Source organism: Undibacterium sp. GrIS 1.2 (assembly GCF_040544435.1).
GTDB lineage: Bacteria > Pseudomonadota > Gammaproteobacteria > Burkholderiales > Burkholderiaceae_D > Undibacterium.
Genome location: NZ_JBEONP010000004.1, coordinates 57,619 through 76,234 on the forward strand (window position 1 = coordinate 57,619; position 18,616 = coordinate 76,234).

At 45.7% G+C, this 18,616-nt stretch carries 17 protein-coding genes and 2 pseudogenes; 10 read left to right on the forward strand and 9 right to left on the reverse strand.

Annotated features, from left to right (window positions below; translation table 11 throughout):
* Nucleotides 1–279: 279 nt before the first annotated feature.
* Nucleotides 280–933 (reverse strand): hypothetical protein, encoded by a 654-nt coding sequence (locus AAKU61_RS02720; RefSeq protein ID WP_354329449.1) that lies wholly within the window; start codon nt 931–933, stop codon nt 280–282.
* 373 nt (nt 934–1,306) lie between these two features.
* Here AAKU61_RS02720 and hemP point away from each other — a divergent pair, with 373 nt between their 5' ends.
* From hemP to AAKU61_RS22650, 3 genes and pseudogenes are all read left to right on the forward strand, one after another.
* Nucleotides 1,307–1,516, forward strand: a complete 210-nt coding sequence (gene hemP / locus AAKU61_RS02725) for a hemin uptake protein HemP (protein WP_354329451.1) — start codon at nt 1,307–1,309, stop codon at nt 1,514–1,516.
* Between the two features lie 117 nt (nt 1,517–1,633).
* Nucleotides 1,634–1,951, forward strand: a complete 318-nt coding sequence (locus AAKU61_RS02730) for a hypothetical protein (protein WP_354329453.1) — start codon at nt 1,634–1,636, stop codon at nt 1,949–1,951.
* A gap of 104 nt (nt 1,952–2,055) precedes the next feature.
* A pseudogene (locus AAKU61_RS22650) lies at nt 2,056–2,148 on the forward strand ((2Fe-2S)-binding protein); the annotation flags it as partial.
* Here the strand turns inward: AAKU61_RS22650 and AAKU61_RS22655 are convergent.
* Nucleotides 2,149–2,370 (reverse strand): hypothetical protein, encoded by a 222-nt coding sequence (locus tag AAKU61_RS22655; protein WP_503012572.1) that lies wholly within the window; start codon nt 2,368–2,370, stop codon nt 2,149–2,151. It lies immediately after the preceding pseudogene.
* A 37-nt stretch (nt 2,371–2,407) separates the two neighbouring features.
* Here AAKU61_RS22655 and AAKU61_RS02740 point away from each other — a divergent pair, with 37 nt between their 5' ends.
* Nucleotides 2,408–3,019 (forward strand): energy transducer TonB, encoded by a 612-nt coding sequence (locus AAKU61_RS02740; RefSeq protein ID WP_354329585.1) that lies wholly within the window; start codon nt 2,408–2,410, stop codon nt 3,017–3,019.
* Between the two features lie 365 nt (nt 3,020–3,384).
* Nucleotides 3,385–3,861 carry a bacterioferritin gene (gene bfr, locus AAKU61_RS02745; RefSeq protein WP_322119811.1) on the forward strand — a complete coding sequence of 159 codons (477 nt, stop codon included), beginning with the start codon at nt 3,385–3,387 and terminating at the stop codon, nt 3,859–3,861.
* Nucleotides 3,862–4,008: 147 nt separating this feature from the next.
* Here the strand turns inward: bfr and AAKU61_RS02750 are convergent, their stop codons facing one another.
* Complete coding sequence (locus AAKU61_RS02750) at nt 4,009–4,617, reverse strand: glutathione S-transferase family protein (RefSeq protein WP_354329457.1); 609 nt, start codon at nt 4,615–4,617, stop codon at nt 4,009–4,011.
* A 309-nt stretch (nt 4,618–4,926) separates the two neighbouring features.
* On the opposite strand from AAKU61_RS02750, the gene purB reads away from it, so the two are divergent.
* Entirely contained in the window at nt 4,927–6,354 is a 1,428-nt protein-coding gene (purB, locus tag AAKU61_RS02755) for an adenylosuccinate lyase (RefSeq protein ID WP_354329459.1), read from the forward strand.
* Nucleotides 6,355–6,428: 74 nt separating this feature from the next.
* On the opposite strand, the pseudogene AAKU61_RS02760 reads toward purB, so the two are convergent.
* Nucleotides 6,429–7,621: pseudogene (locus AAKU61_RS02760) on the reverse strand (sterol desaturase family protein).
* 230 nt (nt 7,622–7,851) lie between these two features.
* On the opposite strand from AAKU61_RS02760, the gene AAKU61_RS02765 reads away from it, so the two are divergent.
* The 4 genes from AAKU61_RS02765 to AAKU61_RS02780 all read left to right on the forward strand — a co-directional run bounded on the left by AAKU61_RS02765 (nt 7,852) and on the right by AAKU61_RS02780 (nt 10,309).
* Complete coding sequence (locus AAKU61_RS02765; protein WP_354329461.1) at nt 7,852–8,379, forward strand: cytochrome b; 528 nt, start codon at nt 7,852–7,854, stop codon at nt 8,377–8,379.
* 52 nt (nt 8,380–8,431) lie between these two features.
* The gene (locus AAKU61_RS02770) at nt 8,432–8,998 is read left to right on the forward strand and encodes a YceI family protein (RefSeq protein ID WP_354329463.1); all 567 of its coding nucleotides are present in this window, start codon (nt 8,432–8,434) and stop codon (nt 8,996–8,998) included.
* Between the two features lie 152 nt (nt 8,999–9,150).
* Complete coding sequence (locus AAKU61_RS02775; protein ID WP_354329465.1) at nt 9,151–9,720, forward strand: YceI family protein; 570 nt, start codon at nt 9,151–9,153, stop codon at nt 9,718–9,720.
* Nucleotides 9,721–9,829: 109 nt separating this feature from the next.
* Nucleotides 9,830–10,309, forward strand: a complete 480-nt coding sequence (locus AAKU61_RS02780) for a MarR family winged helix-turn-helix transcriptional regulator (RefSeq protein WP_354329467.1) — start codon at nt 9,830–9,832, stop codon at nt 10,307–10,309.
* A 193-nt stretch (nt 10,310–10,502) separates the two neighbouring features.
* Here the strand turns inward: AAKU61_RS02780 and AAKU61_RS02785 are convergent, their stop codons facing one another.
* The 5 genes from AAKU61_RS02785 to yajC form a co-directional block, all read right to left on the reverse strand.
* Nucleotides 10,503–13,589 carry an efflux RND transporter permease subunit gene (locus AAKU61_RS02785; protein WP_354329469.1) on the reverse strand — a complete coding sequence of 1,029 codons (3,087 nt, stop codon included), beginning with the start codon at nt 13,587–13,589 and terminating at the stop codon, nt 10,503–10,505.
* Nucleotides 13,586–14,854: an efflux RND transporter periplasmic adaptor subunit gene (locus AAKU61_RS02790; protein WP_354329471.1), complete on the reverse strand. Its 1,269-nt coding sequence runs from the start codon at nt 14,852–14,854 to the stop codon at nt 13,586–13,588. Before AAKU61_RS02790 ends, AAKU61_RS02785 begins: the two co-directional genes overlap by 4 nt.
* Before the next feature lie 275 nt (nt 14,855–15,129).
* The gene (secF, locus tag AAKU61_RS02795) at nt 15,130–16,068 is read right to left on the reverse strand and encodes a protein translocase subunit SecF (RefSeq protein WP_354329473.1); all 939 of its coding nucleotides are present in this window, start codon (nt 16,066–16,068) and stop codon (nt 15,130–15,132) included.
* Nucleotides 16,069–16,106: 38 nt separating this feature from the next.
* Nucleotides 16,107–17,972 carry a protein translocase subunit SecD gene (gene secD / locus AAKU61_RS02800; RefSeq protein ID WP_354329475.1) on the reverse strand — a complete coding sequence of 622 codons (1,866 nt, stop codon included), beginning with the start codon at nt 17,970–17,972 and terminating at the stop codon, nt 16,107–16,109.
* 184 nt (nt 17,973–18,156) lie between these two features.
* The gene (gene yajC, locus AAKU61_RS02805) at nt 18,157–18,480 is read right to left on the reverse strand and encodes a preprotein translocase subunit YajC (RefSeq protein ID WP_322119823.1); all 324 of its coding nucleotides are present in this window, start codon (nt 18,478–18,480) and stop codon (nt 18,157–18,159) included.
* Nucleotides 18,481–18,616: the final 136 nt, after the last annotated feature.

Sequence of the window (18,616 nt, forward strand, 5' to 3'; positions counted from 1 at the left end):
ACAAGGACTACAAGCTAAAGGATGTAAATAAAAAACTCGTTCATGGGGTCAGCCCAGAACGAGTTTTTTATTTGTAGTGGTTAAAATCGAGCAGTAAAACAATAAAATCAATATACTCCCCTGCTATTTTCAATAAAATGCCTTATAGCCCAATGATTCTATGGACGATTAAATATACTCACTAAGAGTATATTTATCAACATGTAAAACTCCAGACTATCCTGCTAACGCTAAGCTACTCAAAACTCGTTAAACGCATTCAACCGTCATCACAAGAGCTTAAAGCGCAGTTGCTTTGCCGGATGCCAGTGCATCCTGAATAATACTGAGCATGCCAGGTACGGCAGCGTTGGCGGCAGCTTCTTCCTGGCTATTTAAGCTCTCCATCTTTTTCCCAAACGCATCCATTTGCTTACCCATGTCGTCCATCTGCTTGCCAATGGCATCCATTTTTTTGCCCGAGTCAGTCATAAACACAGAAGCCGCCATTTTGATGCCCAAAGCACCCATGCTTGCGCCTTGCGCGCCCATCTCCAGACCTAACTGCGTCATCTGGCCGCTATATAGATAAACGTCTCTAAGCGCATTATTAGCGGCGGTCAATATGGCGGGGTCTTGTACCAGATAAGTTTTGCCTGCTTGTTTAAACCAGAGGAAGTCGATTTTCTTCGATGACTTCAATTTTTCTACTATTCTAACGTCGCTGGAATCGCAATAAAAGATCGAATCAACCCCAGCTGCGTTGCGCACCAAAGCAAAATTTAAATCGCTTTTTCTATGCTCTATATGGACATGCTTAGAAAGCAATTCTTTACTAATCGTGATGTTGACTGAAGGGCTACTAGAAGACTCGCTCGATGCAGCCCAGGTCGCATTAGAGTAAGCACATAAGCTGAAAGTAAGTGCGGCAATACTAAGTAACTGGCGGCGCATGATGGCTCCTGAGAATGAAATTATTGTTGAAACTAAGGATGTGAATAAGACTAGCTAGTTGTTGAACACATAGTAACAAGCCATCAAAATTGATCGGAGCAGCATCCGATAAAGTGCGGAATGTGAGGTATAGAACGGCAAAACATCGAGTTATTGATCAACATAGGACTTACGCCCCCCCTAAAGCATTACAGCGAATAGTCGTACCAAAGTACTGTCGTCATCGCTACGCCCTTGCTGGGACGATTTTGTGTAAGCCTTCAATAAATACAATGCTTGAGATAGGCAATCTCTTTAAAAAAGCTTGCAAATTCTCAATGGCTGGACAATAATCTAAACAAGAATTGTTCTCATTAATATTTGCGGAGGAAAAATGGCTGAATTCTCTTATGCTGACCAAGCTGAAAACAACAGACTTGCATCTGCCCCCGCCAATGGCAACATCGGCACAGATGGCAAACAAATCGTCCGCCTGAAAAGTCGGGAACTCATGCATCAGATGCGTGAAGTCGAAATTGATCACGAAGGCAGAATTTATCGCTTACGTGTAACGCAGTTGAACAAATTGATCTTGACGGCGTAATTTAGTTATCAGGCAGTAGTAGATAGCTAACTCAGCATTTCAAGATTAATTCGATTTTAGCCAGCGATGCCGGATGACATGCAAAGCAAGCCAAGCAAACCTTACGAGGAGCGTTTGATGTCCAGCATAAATCCAGATTTTTTTGAGATTGCCAGCAAACCGGCCCAGCCAGAATTATTAGTCTCTGCCGTGTTGCACCTGATGTCGCATTACACGGTGAGTTCAGCACAAAATAAAGATGGCGGTGCGTGCCTGAAGTTGGCATCAGTAATAGAACGACATTTAAAGGCGCTGGCAGAATTACCTGATCTGGCACCGGTATTAAAAGCCACTTGCCAGCAATTGTCAGAGCAATGGGCGGGCTTGGTTGAAAGAAGTTTGCCACCGCAAGGACGACTGAATTTGTTCACGCGTCTGGTGGCCGGTAGCAGATAAAAGAACTTTTTACCGACTTATTCGTAGAGAGTCAGATTTAGATTTAGTGCCACAGTTTGAACTTAGTAGATTCATTTTTACCATTTTTATTACCAGAGGTTTTCATGATCGTTTGTGTTTGCAATAACGTCTCTGAAAAGAAAGTACGCAATGCAGTGGCAGCGGGTTTAACTACGATGTCTGAGCTGCGCACGCATTTAGATGTTGGCACATGCTGCGGCAAATGCGCCAGTTGCGCGCGCAGTATTCTGCGTGAATGCCAATCCTCTGGCGTGGTTTCTTCGATCAACAAAGCGCAACAGCTTCATCCAGTACGCTTTCAGCCGCAAGCGCTGGCGGCTTAACATTTCTACGGTAGTGCGTAATTCACAATTAAACGAGATATGAATGTTTAGCAATACCTCAACAATGGTTTCCATGGACTATTCCAATCCAAGTCAACGACCACTCCATCGTATGTTGCCAATCCTTGGCATCGTATTGGCGCACCTCGGATTAATCTATGCGTTGAATGCAGGTTTGCTCAATAACGCGGTGCAGATTCTGCCAAAAGAACTGATGGTAAGCCTAGTGGCGACGAATGAGCCAGCACCGGAGCAGCCCAAACCTAAAGTAAGCATGCCTAAACTCATGCCCTATCAAGCTGTTTTCGCGCCTACGCCTGAAGTGGTGGTAGCGACGAGTACGGCACCATCAGTTCAGACCACCAACATTCCTCCGGCGCAAGAACATACCCAAGTCGCGGTGGAGACCAGCACACCGGTCGCTCCGACGACCCCTGCATTACCTAAAGTAGTCACCGGGGTGGAATATATACAAGCGCCGCAAGCCGATTACCCGCCACTGTCCAGAAGAATGGGAGAAGAAGGCAAAGTCGTTCTACGTGTTTTAGTGAACGAAAAAGGGCGTGCAGAAAAAGTGGAGATTCAAAAATCGTCAGGCTCCAATCGCCTTGACGAAGCAGCACGCGTCGCTATCTCGCGCGCCTTGTTTAAACCCTATGTAGAAGACGGCAAACCATTAATGATGCTGGCAACAGCCGTGATTAGCTTCTCACTAAACAGTTAATTTGCGCCGTCGCCTCGCGTCGGGTTTGCATCACGGCAAATCTGTTTAATGCCGATATTCATGCCAATATCCGCCAGCGCAATCTCCTACATATCCATATACTCCCCATTGTTTTTTATAAAAACATCTTATCGTCCAAATAATATATGGACAATTAAAATATACTCACCATGAGTACAATAAAATTCAAATTTTCTATTAGACCGCTATCACTTCGTAGCAACATAAATGACATGCATCGTTCAAAGCTATACTTATTACTGTCACAATGAAAAATCTGGGTTAAAAAAATCATAACTAGCGTACAAATGTTGTACATACGCTTATACTGCAAACTCCCGCAAACAAACTATTTCGAGGTCCCAATGAAAGGTGACGCCAAGGTTATTAAGCTGCTCAATGCGCAGCTAACCAATGAACTCAGCGCAATTAATCAATATTTTTTGCATGCGCGTATGTACAAGCATTGGGGTTTTGAAAAAATCGCCAAGAAGGAATATCAAGAATCAATTGGCGAAATGAAACATGCCGATAAATTGATAGACCGTATCCTGATGTTAGGTGGCCTGCCAAACTTACAAGCCTTGCACAAGCTGATGATAGGCGAGGACACGCCAGAGATGCTTCAATGTGATCTGAAGCTAGAAACTGCAGCACAAAAGACGGTTAAAGAAGGGATTGCAACTTGCGAATTAGTTGGCGATTATGTGTCGCGCGACTTATTTCAAATGATACTCGACGACACCGAGGAACACATCGATTGGCTGGAGACTCAACAAGAATTGATCGAAAAAATTGGCCTGCAAAACTATCTGCAAGCGCAAATGCTGGACGCAGAGTAAGTTAGTTTTAATAGGTTATTTTTAGGATGTCTTATCGAAATTTGTCGACGGCAGACATTTTTAAAACTATAAAAAAAGGAGGTAGAAGCTTAAACGCTTTTACCTCCTTTTTTATACGTGTTTTTTTAACGTAAGTTAGAAACTAGCTTACTGCGGCAGTGACTCTTTAAATGACGGACGCTCCGACAACTTATCAAATAATTTCGCTAAGTTGGGATAATCACCGCGCCAGTCAATCTCTGGGAAGCGGAAACTTAACCAACCCAAGGTGCATGCAACGCTGATATCCGCCAGGGTCAAATGCGTACCAAGACAAAAAGGTGCATCACCCAAGCCCGTGGACATTGATTTTAAACCTTCTGTCACTTTGCTCATCTGGCGTGCAATCCAATCGGCGCTTTGCAAGGCTTCTGCCCGCTGCGTTTTTTCAAGACGAACCAAAATCGCTGCATCGGCAATGCCATCCGCCACAGCCTCCCAGCATTTGACTTCAGCGCGCTCACGTCCATTGACCGGAATCAGCTTGCCGACAGGCGTCAGGGTATCGAGATATTCAACAATGACGCGCGAATCAAACATAGCGCCGCCATCTTCCATCAACAGGCAAGGTACTTTGCCCAGGGGATTAGATTGCTGGATTGTGGTGTCTGCTGCCCAGACATTTTCCAATACCAACGTGTAGTCGAGCTTTTTTTCCGCCATCACTACGCGGACTTTTCTTACATAGGGACTTCCGAGGGAACCAATCAGTTTCATAGGCACTTTGTGAATTTATTAGGCTAAATTATAGCATTGCCGTCTGTCCACACCTCCAAGGATGCAGACAGACAGTGAGGGCAAGACCAGTGTAATGAGTGCGGGCTAGTGGTAAAATCGGGCATTCTGCGCAAAAAATAGCAAAAATCCTTAAGAAATCTGCTGTTTCGGCACCCGAATGACAAAATTGGATTATATCGCCCAGCGCGTCATTTTGTTGTTTTTTGCGCAATGCAATTATCTATTTTTGACGATTCAACCTCCTATTCTTCGCTTTTTCACTTAATCCGTTACTTCACTCCCAAAATCATGTCTCTTTCCACACTCTCTGCCCTTTCCCCGCTTGATGGCCGTTATGCAAGCAAGGTCAATGCGCTACGCGCTACTTTGTCCGAATCGGGTTTCATGCATCATCGTGTCAAAGTTGAGGTGTCCTGGCTACAAGCTTTGTCACAAGCAGGCTTTGCAGAAATTAAACCATTTTCGACCGCAGCCAATACATTGTTGGAAAAAATCGTCAGCGATTTCTCTGAAGCAGATGCAGCACGCATCAAGGCGATTGAAGCGATTACCAATCATGACGTGAAAGCAGTGGAATATTGGCTGAAAGAATCGGTAGGACTGCCATTACCAGACAGCTACGGCCATCTGCCAGTACGCGCGCTAGCCATTGATGCGGCAATCACACAAGAATTAAAAGCGGCAGCAGAATTTATCCATTTTGCCTGTACTTCAGAAGATATCAACAATACCTCGCACGGCATGATGCTCAAGAGTGCGCGTGACGGCGTCATGCTACCGGCCTTGCAAAATCTGATCACACGATTAACAGAGTTAGCACACACCAACGCCGACGTGCCGATGTTATCTCGCACCCACGGCCAATCTGCCAGCCCGACCACATTAGGCAAGGAAATGGCAAACGTCGTAGCTCGCTTGCAACGCGCTGCGCAACGTATCGCCCAGGTAGAAATCCTTGGCAAAATGAATGGCGCGGTCGGCAACTACAATGCACATTTATCAGCCTACCCCAAGCATGACTGGGAAAATTTTTCAAAAAACGTAATTGAGCAACGCCTGGGTCTGGTCTATAACCCTTACACCATTCAGATCGAACCGCATGACTACATGGCAGAAATGTTTGATGCCTTTGCACGCGCAAATACGATTTTGTTAGATTTAAATCGTGATATCTGGGGCTATATTTCGGTTGGTTATTTCAAGCAAAAAACTAAAGCGGGTGAAATTGGCTCATCCACCATGCCGCACAAAGTCAATCCGATTGATTTTGAAAATTCCGAGGGTAACTTGGGGTTAGCGAATGCACTACTCAAACATTTGTCTGAAAAACTCCCGGTCTCGCGCTGGCAGCGTGACTTGACGGATTCCACCGTCCTGCGCAACATCGGCGTGGCACTTGGTTACACCTTACTCGCTTACGATAGCTGCCTGCGTGGCTTAAACAAGCTAGAAACCAACCACGAGCGTTTAGCCAGCGATCTGGATGCAACATGGGAAGTTCTAGCAGAGCCAGTGCAAACGGTGATGCGTCGTTATGGCGTAGAGAATCCTTACGAGCAATTGAAGGAACTGACACGCGGCAAAGGGATTTCTAAAGAGGCTTTGCGAGCGTTTGTCGCTGGTCTGGCAATTCCACAAGAAGCTAAAGATTTGCTGTTAGAAATGACGCCAGCAAATTACATCGGTATTGCTTCGAAACTGGCGAAAGCGATTTAGACAGGTACGACAAACGGCAAAAAAAATGGCGCATTTGCAAAAGCAATGCGCCATTTTTCATTTAATTTCTAAAACTATTTTTGAGATTTAAACGGAAACATCAACTGCTTAACATAGCCATCTGGCATGTAGTCACCTTGCACACCGTATTTCTCCGGGAAACCCTTCTGCCCCTTAATCGCGGTACCAAAAATATGATCTAAAAACGCATAGTGCGCTGCGTAATTTCGATCAATCGCCACATCATCTGATGAGTGATGCCAGTGATGGAAGTCTGGGGTAACGATCAGATATTTAATTGGCCCCCAAGGCAAATGCACGTTGGCATGATTGAACACCGCCTGAAACCCTACCACGATAATGTAGGCATCCATCACGGTCTTCTCAAAGCCAAGTACATACAGCGCACCCAAGACACCGACACGCGTCACAATCAGCTCCAGAATGTGCTGACGGGAACCAGCTAACCAATCCATGGTTTTGGCTGAATGATGCACTGCATGGAAGCGCCATAAAAATGGAATCTCATGATAGGCGCGATGCGTCCAATATTGCACAAAATCTGCTGCCAAAATACATAGTAATAGTTGCGGTATAAAGTAAATCGACCGAATAAATCCACGCACAGAATCATGCGCCATCCAGCCAAACAAGCGATGAATCGCAAAGTTAACGGTCAACAAAGCCAGGCCAACGATAAAGTGATTCATCGCAAAATGCACCATGTCGGTCTGCCACTCACGACGGAAAATCATCTGCCCTTGTATAAAGGGAAAAGCTTTTCAATCGCCACAAAAATCACAGTTGATCCGAGCAAATCTAAGATAAACCAATCCAAGCCAATATACGGTGTGTGATCTGGGAAATCAGCGACAGGAACATGCGAGCCACCGAGCGCAACTGCGATCAAAACCAATATTCCGGCGACCGCATTCAGGCCGCGTCGCTGCTTGAACAAGACATTTAACAAACTAATGACACCAGAAATAATCAACCCCGCAAACAAAATATGCCGGATCAGATCGGGAGAATATTGACGCCGCAATTCTGGCGTCGTCAGGTATTGAGGGAAATGGAAAGCGATCACTCCCAGCAAGCTTAAAAACGCAATGCTCAGCGCGATGACACCGCTTGCTAGACCTGTGCCAGGTTTTAGAGGGCCGCTTTGATGCAGCAAATCCGTTGTCTCATTCACTGCACCACTCAGATTACTAATAACGGCTCTGGCAGGATCTACGATTGCTTTTTCAAGTGTCTTTGGCTTCATCTTTAAATTTACGAGTAATTATTTAATTAACAATATAGCCGGAATGATAAATGACTTAAGAAGTAAGGAGGAGAAAAATTTATAGAAAAAAAGTGGTTTGCCGACTAATCTACTCAAGATAATTGAAGCGTTCTGCACGTTCCGGTTTTTTTTGATATATTAGCTCCAATTTAGTTCTAGTCCGAACTAATTTCCACTACCATAATTGCTTTTTTAAACAGGGAACAGAAATGCAACGCTATAGCCGTCCTAGCATTCTCTTACACTGGCTAGTCGCCATTTTGATCATCGCGGCTTTTATTTTGGGCAATGTGATGGCAGACATGTCGTTCAGTCCGACCAAATTAAAATATTTCTCGTGGCATAAATGGTTGGGTGTCACCATCTTAGGTCTAGTTGCAATACGTTTATTGACGCGCCTCTTTAGCACTGTGCCAGCTTACCCAGACAGCATGCCAGGCTGGCAAAAAAAATCGGCCAGCGCCTTGCATGGTCTGCTGTACATATTGATGTTTGCCATTCCGTTGTCGGGTTACTTCTATACATCCGCTGCGGGCTACCCTGTGGTGTATTTAGGTTTAATCCAACTCCCCACGATTATTGGCCCTAACCCTGAACTCAAACCGATTTTGAAAGATCTGCATGAGATTTTGACGAAGATTTTATTCGTCGTATTTTGCTTACACGTAGCTGCAGCGTTTAAACATTTGATCATTAACAAAGACGGTATTTTCCAGCGCATGCTGCCTGGAAAATAATATTTAATTTATCTAAAAATTTAGCAAATAAACATATAGAGGTAACACTGCTATGAGTATTTCTTTTTCTAAAAAGACCAAAATCATTACCGCAAGTCTTTTGCTTGCCGCCAGCTTACCCGCTTTGGCGGCGATTGCAAAACTCGACAATGCAAAGAGCAAAGTCACCATCGTATTTAAGCAAATGAATGTACCGGTCGATGCACAATTTAAAAAATTCTCGGCGGCGATCGATTACAACACGGCAAAACCAGAAGCCTCTACCGCTACGGTCGATATTGATGTTGCCAGCTTTGATTTGGGTGATCCGCAGTACAACGCAGAAGTGCTTAAAAAAGAATGGTTTAACACCGCGCAATTTCCTAAAGCGAGTTTTGTCTCCACCAGTATGAAGGCTGGTGCCAATGGCGTGCTCAACGTCAGCGGCAAGCTCACCATCAAAGGCAAAACAACCGACATCAGCTTTCCTCTGACGGTAAAAAAAGAAGGTGCTAATCAAGTGTTTGATGGCAGTCTGCCGATCAAACGCCTCACCTACAATATTGGTGAAGGCGAATGGAAAGATACCGGCATGGTTGCCGATGAAGTAGTCATTAAGTTTCACGTAGTAACGCAATAAAATTGCGAAATTCTTATTGTATTGATCGTTAATATTGACAATTAATATTGACCACTAAGTTTGTCATTTCGCTTAGTATTTTTTAGAACAAGTTTTACGTTTTACGCAGTCTTATCACTCCCAAACTAGTATTTTTCTTTAAGGACATCACCATGAAATTAAGCCAACTTGTCGCCGCAGCCTTAGTCGTTTGTGCCGCTCCTGCATTTGCAGATACCTACACTGTAATGCCAGATCATACCTATCCAAGCTTTGAAGCAGACCATTTCGGCGGTCTGTCAGTATGGCGCGGCAAATTTAATAAATCCAGCGGCAAAATCACTCTGGATAAAGCAGCAAAAACAGGCGCAATGGATATCACGATCGACACAACATCCATCGATTTCGGTCACGATAAGATGAATACTCATGCCAAATCTGCAGAGATGTTTAATGTAGAGAAATTCCCTACAGCGACATACAAAGGCAATGCCATCAAATTCAACGGCGATACACCAGTCTCTGTACAAGGTGAATTTACATTGATGGGCGTAACTAAGCCACTGACTTTGACGATCAATAAGTTCAAATGCATCATGCATCCTATGTTGAAAAAAGAAGTCTGCGGTGCTGATGCATCAGCAGAATTCAAGCGTACTGATTTCGGTCTGAACTATGGTATCGCTTATGGCTTCGCACCAGAAGTTAAATTGTCGATCCAGGTTGAAGCAGTCAAAGACTAATTAGGTCAAAAAAAATCAGATTACGTTTGAAAAATTTGATCTGATGCTATTGCTTTAATGTGGTCAGGCTATGTTGTCTGACCACATCTCACCTCAAAAATTTGCCACCATGGGAAAACGTTATCTACGCAGCATACGATTACTCGCTGAGTGTATGCAGGCGTTTGAACAGATATCTACCCACTACGTACGTCAATTCGGATTAACGCATTCTCAGTTCGACATCATTGCCACCCTCGGCAATACCCCTGGAATGTGCTGCAAGAGTCTCGCTACCAAAACTCTGATTACTAAAGGCACGTTAACAGGTGTGCTGGATCGCCTTGAGCAAAAGGGATTGGTCATACGTGAGCGTGGAGATCAGGACCGGCGTCAATTATTTGTCAAATTGAGCCCAGCGGGAGAAGCCGTATTTGAGGAAGTATTTCCCCAAATGGTGGAGAACGGAGCGCGGAGTTTTGCTGCTTACAGCGACCAGGATTTCGTGACGCTAGAGGCGGAACTACGGAAGTTTAAAGCCAGCTTGCATGCCGGTTTGAGTGATCTGCCCATCCCCCAAGATTGCTCATTGAGCGATCAGGTCAAATAATATACTCCCCAATAGTATAATTTATTGTCCATGTAATCATTGGACAATAAGGCATATTTCTTAAAAATGAGGGGGAGTATTTTCCTTACACCTTATTTCCGTCAAAAAAACCGGTGACTACTATGTATTTTTTGTGCTGAATTGTGCTGAAAATCCACCCCAAAATCACCAATTTTTTCGACTCTGCAACTGCTCAAATATGATCGCCAACAATCGGCCCAGTACCGCTAAACCGATCCAAGGCCAGATAAATCACAGGCGTGATGAATAAGGTAATCGCTTGCGAAAAAATCAAACCGCCGACTACCGCCAAGCCCAAAGGTTGACGTAATTCCGCACCGGCACCCAAGCCCAATGCAATCGGCAATGCGCCAACCAACGCGGCCAAGGTGGTCATCATAATCGGGCGGAAACGCTGTACGCAGGCTTCACGAATCGCTTCTGGCGGCGTCATACCATGATGGCGTTGCGCGTCCAGCGCGAAGTCAATCATCATAATCGCGTTCTTTTTTACGATACCAATCAGCAGCAAAATACCGATCATCGCAATCAGCGTCAGATCTTGTCCAAACAACTGCAGCGTCAATAGCGCACCGACGGCAGCAGATGGCAAGCCAGCGAGAATTGTCAGCGGATGGATATAACTTTCGTACAACACGCCCAGCAAGACATAGATCACCAATAGTGCGGCGACGATCAATACGACCTGCCCTGATTGCGAATTTTTGAATACCGCAGCATCACCGCCGTAGGTGGCAATAATGGATGCTGGTAATTTGATTTCATCACGGTATTGCTCAATTTTTTTCGTGGCAACACCCAAAGCGGCGCCAGGTGCAAGATTGAAAGAAATCGTCACCGCTTGCAACTGTCCGGCATGGTTAATTGAGGTCGGACCGACCGAGCGCTTGATCGTCGCAAAACTCGATAAAGGCACCAGACCGCCCCCACTACTACGAATGTAGATGCCGTCTAAAGCACTCTCATCTTTTTTCTGATCCGGGGCAAACTCCATGATGACCTGATAGCTATCCACGCTGGTGTACATGGTCGATACCTGGCGCTCACCAAATGCACTATATAAACCGGAGCGGATGCTGTCCATATTGACACCCAGCGCGTTGGCCCTGTCTCTGTCGATCTTGAGTTCTGCCTGCAAACCCTTGAGTTGCGAATCGGTTGTGACATCCTTAAAAACAGGATCGGCACGCAATTTGTCCTGCAACTTAATGGACCAGTCGCTTAACTCCCCGGCAGTAACGCTTTGCAAAATATATTGATACTGGCTCTTACTTTGACGCCCACCCAGTTGCAAATTTTGTGTAGGCCGCAAGAAGGTCGCGATACCTGCGACTTCACTTAACTTGCGGCGCAAACCTTCCACCACGAGCTTCATCGGTTTGCGCTGATCACGCGGCTTTAAGTTGACGAACATACGTCCGGTATTCTGCGAGCCACTACCACCATTAAACGATGCCACCGTCAGCACATTGGGGTCATCTCGTATAATTTTGGCGGCTCGGTCCTGCAATATCACCATCGCTGGAAAAGACGTATCCTCCGCGGCCTCGGTTTGCACGCTGATCTGTCCGATATCTTCTTCCGGGAAAAAACCTTTAGGGATCGTCGCAAACAAATACGCGGTTCCGGCAAAGGTAACTAAGGCAACCACCAGCACCAGGCCGCGATGACGCAAAGCCACATCCAAAGCACGCGAGTATGCGTTCAGAGAAGAGTTAAAGCCGTTTTCAAATACATGCAGCAAAGCGCCGATCAGTTTTGGCGGCTCTTTCATGTCATGTTCGCTTTTCAGAAAACGACTAGCCAGCATCGGCACCAGCGTTAACGAGACAAACGCAGAAGCGACGATTGCCAGCGATACGATGACCGCAAACTCGTGGAACAACTGACCAATCACGCCCGGCATAAAAAAGATAGGGATGAAGACTGCAATCAGTGAAGTTGAAATCGAGATAATCGTAAAACCGACTTCCCGCGATCCCTTCAATGCGGCTTTAAAAGGTTCTTCACCCGCCTCCACATGGCGCATGATGTTTTCCAACATCACAATCGCATCATCCACTACCAGCCCCACTGCCAAGGTCAGCCCCAACAGAGAAATATTGTCCAGCGTATAGCCAAAACCCCACAGCAAACTGATTGCGCCAACCAAAGAAACGGGCAAAGACAGGGTCGGAATAATCGTCGCGACTAAACGACGTAAGAACAAGAAAATCACGATCACGACCAAAAAAATCGTGAGTATCAAAGTCAGATTGACATCATGCAATGCGTCGCGGATAGAGACCGAACGATCATTCACTTGATTGATTTTGACTGAGGCTGGCAATTGCGCCTGAAAGCCCGGCAACGCGGCTTTAATTGAATCAACTACTTTGACGGTATTGGCATCGGTCTGGCGCTGAATCGCTAAAGTGATGGAGCTTTCGCCATTAAAGTTAGCCGATGATTTAAAGGTTTCGTAACTGTCTTCAATCTTGGCGACATCATGCAAACGAACGACTTGCCCACCTTTATTGCTGACGATTAGATTAGAAAAATCTGCTGCGCTTTGTAACTGGCGGTTAGCTAACAAGGTTAAGGTTTGTTTATCGCCGTCCAAAGTGCCGACGGGCGTGTTGGCGTTTGCCGCCTTGATACTGGCAGATAACTCATCTAGCGAAATATTCCGTGCAGCCAGTGCATCAGGCATCACCCTGACCCGTACTGCGTAACGCTTGATACCAAAAATATTCACTTGCGCCACACCATCCAGCGTGGACAAGCTGGGAGAAATCAAATGCTCGGCATAGTTGGTTAACTCCGACAAACTCAGCGAAGGCGAAGTTAATGCCAAAATCAAAATCGGTGCATCGGCAGGATTGACTTTACGGTAAGAGGGTAGCGTCGTCATTTCTACCGGTAATGAGCGTTGGGCGCGCAACAAGGCGGCTTGCACGTCTACCGAGGCGGCGTCAATGTTCCGATTTTGATCAAACTCTAAAGTCAGTGAGGTCGTGCCTAAAGTGTTGCTGGAACTGATGACAGACAAACCGGGGATCGTGGCAAATTGTTTTTCTAGTGGCAGCGCAACCGAGGTCGCCATGGTTTCTGGACTAGCACCGGGCAAGACTGCATTGACGCTAATCACTGGCGTGTCATAACTCGGCAAAGCGGCAATCGGAATAAACCGATATGCCAAAACACCCGCAACAACGATAGACAAGTTCAGCAATACCGTCATCACAGGACGGCGGATAAATAACTCCGACAAATTCATGATGCGCTCGCTGCTTGAGAGGCGGATTTTTCTGACTTGGCGTCTAACTTAGTTTCAGACTTAGTTTCAGGCTTAGTGTCTGACTTCGTATCCATTTTAGGATTAGTCGTTTTGCTATCCGCTACACGCTCACGTATCAGATTGCCGGGACGCAGATTTTGTTTGCCATCCAAGACTACTTTAGCGCCGACTTCGATTCCAGTGACGACAGCATCCAGGGCTGCGGAGTACACCACTTTAACCGGGCGCAAGCTCACTTTATTATCAACATCAACCACATAGACCGCGCTGCCTTGCGCATTATTGATTACGGCATCGATCGGTATCACGATAGCGTCTTTCATCGTGCGGACACTCAATCCGATATCCGCATAAGCGCCTGGCCACAACTTTAAATCACGGTTGTCTAACACGGCTTTGGCTTTAATCGTGCCGGATAAAGCATCCACTACGTTATCAACAAACTGCAAACGACCACGGTATTTTTCCGGGTGATCTGGCAATTGGGCAGTGACTGCATTCGGATTTTTCTGATCGTCTTTTTGATTCATCGCATCCAGTGCGTCCTGCAAATTCCTTTGTGGCAGCGGGAAGCTAATTGTGATCGGGTCCATCTGGGTAATCGTTACCAGTGCAGGTACCGTGGTGGTAGCTTGTACTAAGGAACCTGGATAGACACTGATCACGCCCGTACGCCCTGCGGCTGGGGCAACAATACGATCATAGGTCAGCGCTACTATGGCCGCATTCACCGCGGCACGATCAGAAGCAATTACCGCAGCTTGTGCGTCTACTTGAGTCTGACTGGTATCGACCACACTTTGCGACACGAATTTTTTATCGAGTAAATCTTTGCTACGCGCCAGTTGTCGCTGATTGTCAGCCTGAGTTGCAAGGTCTTTATCCAGTTGCGCCTGCGCCTTTGCCAGATTGACTTCATCAGCACGGCTATCCAGAGTAAATAGCAAGTCGCCTGCTTTGACAAACTGCCCTTCCTTAATATGCACTTTAGTAACGGTACTGGTAATTTGAGGACGAATATCGACGGTGCTTAGCGCCGTAACAACGCCGTTGGCAGAGAGCTGCACGGGGTAATCACGCTTGATCGCCAGGGTGGTCGAGACACTGATAGGACGATTATTATCGGCACCTGCTTTGCTGGCTTTGTCACCTGCATCGGTTTTAGCGGCACTCCATTTGTAGTAGCCACCGGCAGCCAAACCAGCAACAACTAACACGGCAACGATCGTCTTTAATTTACTCATACTCTTTTACCTGGTGGGTAGGACAAAGCCAATAAAATTTAGCAGCTTGTTGATTGATTAATTAATTAATTAGTCTATGGGTCTAGTGGGTTCGTACATTCAGTACATTTAGTGCAAAATTGCTTTCATCAATTCATCAGCGTTTACTATTTTTATCACATGAAAAATTGAAACAATTTGACCAGATTTTAAAGATGGTAATGCTATCAAAGAAAAAGCCAGCTCAAGAGCTGGCTTTACTATTTAATACTTTTCGTTACAAGCAACGCGGTTCATCAGACTACTGCGCCGTCCGTGTCGTCTTTATCTTTGATCGGCTTAATCAAGTCTTCACGTTTGACCCCCAGCCACATCGCAATCGCCGCTGCAACAAACACCGAAGAGTAAATACCGAAGCAAATACCAATCGTTAATGCAATGGCAAAATAGTGCAACGTCGTACCACCGATGAAGAGCATGGACAACACCATCATTTGCGTACAGCCGTGAGTAATAATGGTGCGGGAGATCGTGCTAGTAATCGCATTGTCAATCACTTCTGTCACTGACATCTTGCGTTGTTTCCGGAAATTCTCACGAATACGATCAAAAATAACCACTGATTCATTCACCGAATAACCCAACACCGCCAATACCGCTGCCAAGACAGAGAGATTAAATTCCCATTGAAAGAAGGCAAAGAAGCCCAAAATAATCACCACGTCATGCAAGTTGGCGATAATCGCCGCGACCGCAAATTTCCATTCAAAACGAATCGCCAGATACGCGACTACGCCCAAAATAACAAATAGCAAAGCCATCAAACCATCGTGCGTCAACTCATCACCGACCTGCGCGCCGACTAACTCAACTCGTTGTAACTTGACGTCAGCGTCATGCGCTTTTAAAGCACCAAATACCTTATCTGTTTGCTGAGCTAAAGTTTCATTCTTTGGCAAAGGCAAACGAACTACGATCGTTTGTGCCTGACCAAAAGTCTGAACAGGTGCATCCAGATAACCAGTGCTGTCAACGGTCTTACGGACCTCATCAACATTGGCGGCCTTGGAATACATCACCTCCATGACGGTACCGCCAGTAAATTCAACTGAAAAATTCAAGCCTTTATGCAGCAAGAAAAATACAGCTGCGACAAAAGTCAAAGCAGAAATGACATTGAATATCAGCGCATTGCGCATGAAAGGAATGTCTTTTTTAATACGGAATAATTCCATGATAAATCCCTAAATTCTTATTGTGTCGACGGTATTGATTAGTCTGCAGGTTTCCAAATCTGTCCGATCGCAAGAGAAGTTAATTTCTTCTTACGTCCGTACCACAGATTGACCACACCACGCGAAACAAACACGGCTGAGAACATCGACGTTGCAATCCCCAGACAATGCACAATCGCAAACGCTTTAATCGGACCCGATCCAAAAATCAGCAGCGCCAAACCAACAATCAAAGTCGTCACGTTGGAATCTAGAATCGTCGCCCAGGCACGATCAAAACCAATCGAGATCGCAGCTTGAGGTGTATTACCAGCACGCAGCTCTTCACGGATACGCTCGTTAATCAAGACGTTGGCGTCAATCGCCATACCCAGTGCCAGCGCGATCGCCGCCATACCTGGCAACGTTAATGTAGCCTGCAATAAGGAGAGGATCGCTACCAGTAATAATAAGTTAACAGACAGTGCCATCACACTAAATACACCAAATAGCATGTAGTAAGCGATCATGAAAACGGCAATCGCGATAAAACCATACAGCGTGGAGTTAAAACCCTTTTGGATATTATCTGCACCTAATTGCGGACCTATCGTGCTTTCCTCAATAAAGTCCATTGGAGCAGCCAGCGAACCAGCACGCAACAGCAACGCCAAGTCACTTGAAGCGGCGGTAGAACCCATGCCAGTAATATTAAAGCGGGAACCCAACTCATCCTGAATAGTGGCTACTGTCAGCAACTCGCCCTTACCTTTTTCAAACAAGACGATCGCCATTTTTTTGCCGATCTTACCGCGCGTACCTTCACGCATTTTGCTGCCACCATCGCCATTCAAATCGATACTGACAGACGGTTGTTGATGCTGATCAAAACTGGCAGAAGCACCAGAAATATAATCACCAGTAATTACAGGGTCTTTATACAAAATTGCAGGTGCACCGCGACCAACTTTAAATAATTCAGAACCGAATGGAACTGCAGTATTTTCATCCACCAGACCAATTACACTTTCATCTACTAGACGCACTTCTAATGTAGCCTGGCGTCCAATAATATCTTTCGCGCGGTTGACATCCTGCACACCTGGTAATTCCACCACGATGCGATCAGCGCCTTGCTGCTGAATAATTGGCTCCGCAACGCCAAGTTCATTCACCCGTTTAGACAAAGCAATAATGTTTTGTTTAACGCCTTCTGTCACCGCTGCCTTCAAGGCCTCTGGCTTCAAAGTGATCAGCAAGCTCAGCTCGGTGTTATCTGCGTTTTTAACATCAGTCATCTGCACATCGTTGATCTGACTAGACAAAACATTTTTCGCCTTACCTAAGGTATCAGCATCACGGAACTTCACGGTAATTTGCTGACCGTCACGAGAAATACCCGAGTGGCGAACTTCTTTATCCCGCAGTACGCTACGCACTGTAGATTGCAGACCTTGTAAGCGGGTATTTAATAATGCTTTGGTATCGACTTGCATCAAGAAATGGACACCGCCTTGCAAATCCAGCCCCAGCGACATCGGCAAAGCATGTAAACTTTGCAGCCATTTTGGCGTGTCATTCAGCAGATTGAAGCTGATACTATACAAAGGATCGGCAGGATCAGTATTCAAGGCTTTTTCTAATGCGGCCTTCGCTTTGAACTGGATATCGGCATCCTTAAAACGAGCACGGACAGAACCTTGAGTGCCGTTGTTCTCGTAAGACAAACTAGTTGCGGTGAGGTCCTGCGCTTTCAACGCCTGCTCAACGCGACCCAGCATATCGCTTTCAACCTTGACAGTTGCGCGGGCGCTATTGATTTGAATTGCCGGGGACTTGCCAAAAAAATTGGGGACTGTGTACAACGCGCCAAATACCAGCGCGACGATGATCAGAAGATATTTCCAGAGAGGATAGCGATTCATATCGGTTCAGATTAAATTAAATACTGGGCTGAATGTGCAACGCAGCCACAAAACTAAAGGCTGCGTTGAATCGGTCAGGACTTACACAAAATTGATCCAGCAAGGCGTAGCGACGAAGACAATACGTTTGTACTGCTAGGAGTTACAACGCAGCTGGGGCGGTTTTGCGTGAGTAATGACGGTATCAGATCGCTTTGATCGTGCCTTTAGGCAACAACATAGTGATAGCCACTTTTTGCACAACAACTTCAGTGCCGTTAGCGATTTCTATCGTGACATAAGCCTCAGTGACTTTAACCACTTTACCTAACACGCCGCCAGCTGTGACCACTTCATCATTTTTCGCCAAAGCGTCCATCATCGATTTTTGTTCTTTTTGACGCTTCATTTGCGGACGTATCATCAAAAAATACAGCACCACAAACATCAAAATGATGGGCAGGAAACTCATCAAATCACCGCCACCACTAAAAATGGAAGATTGCGCATAAGCATTGGAAATAAACACGTTAAGACTCCAGTAAGATTTTAATAATTATCTGCAAGACAATAAAATTGGAAATGAATCAGCATAAGCGTCTCAAATGGTGCCAAAACCACCAAATAAAAGACCACACCTAAAGAGCTCGCCATCAATCACAAAG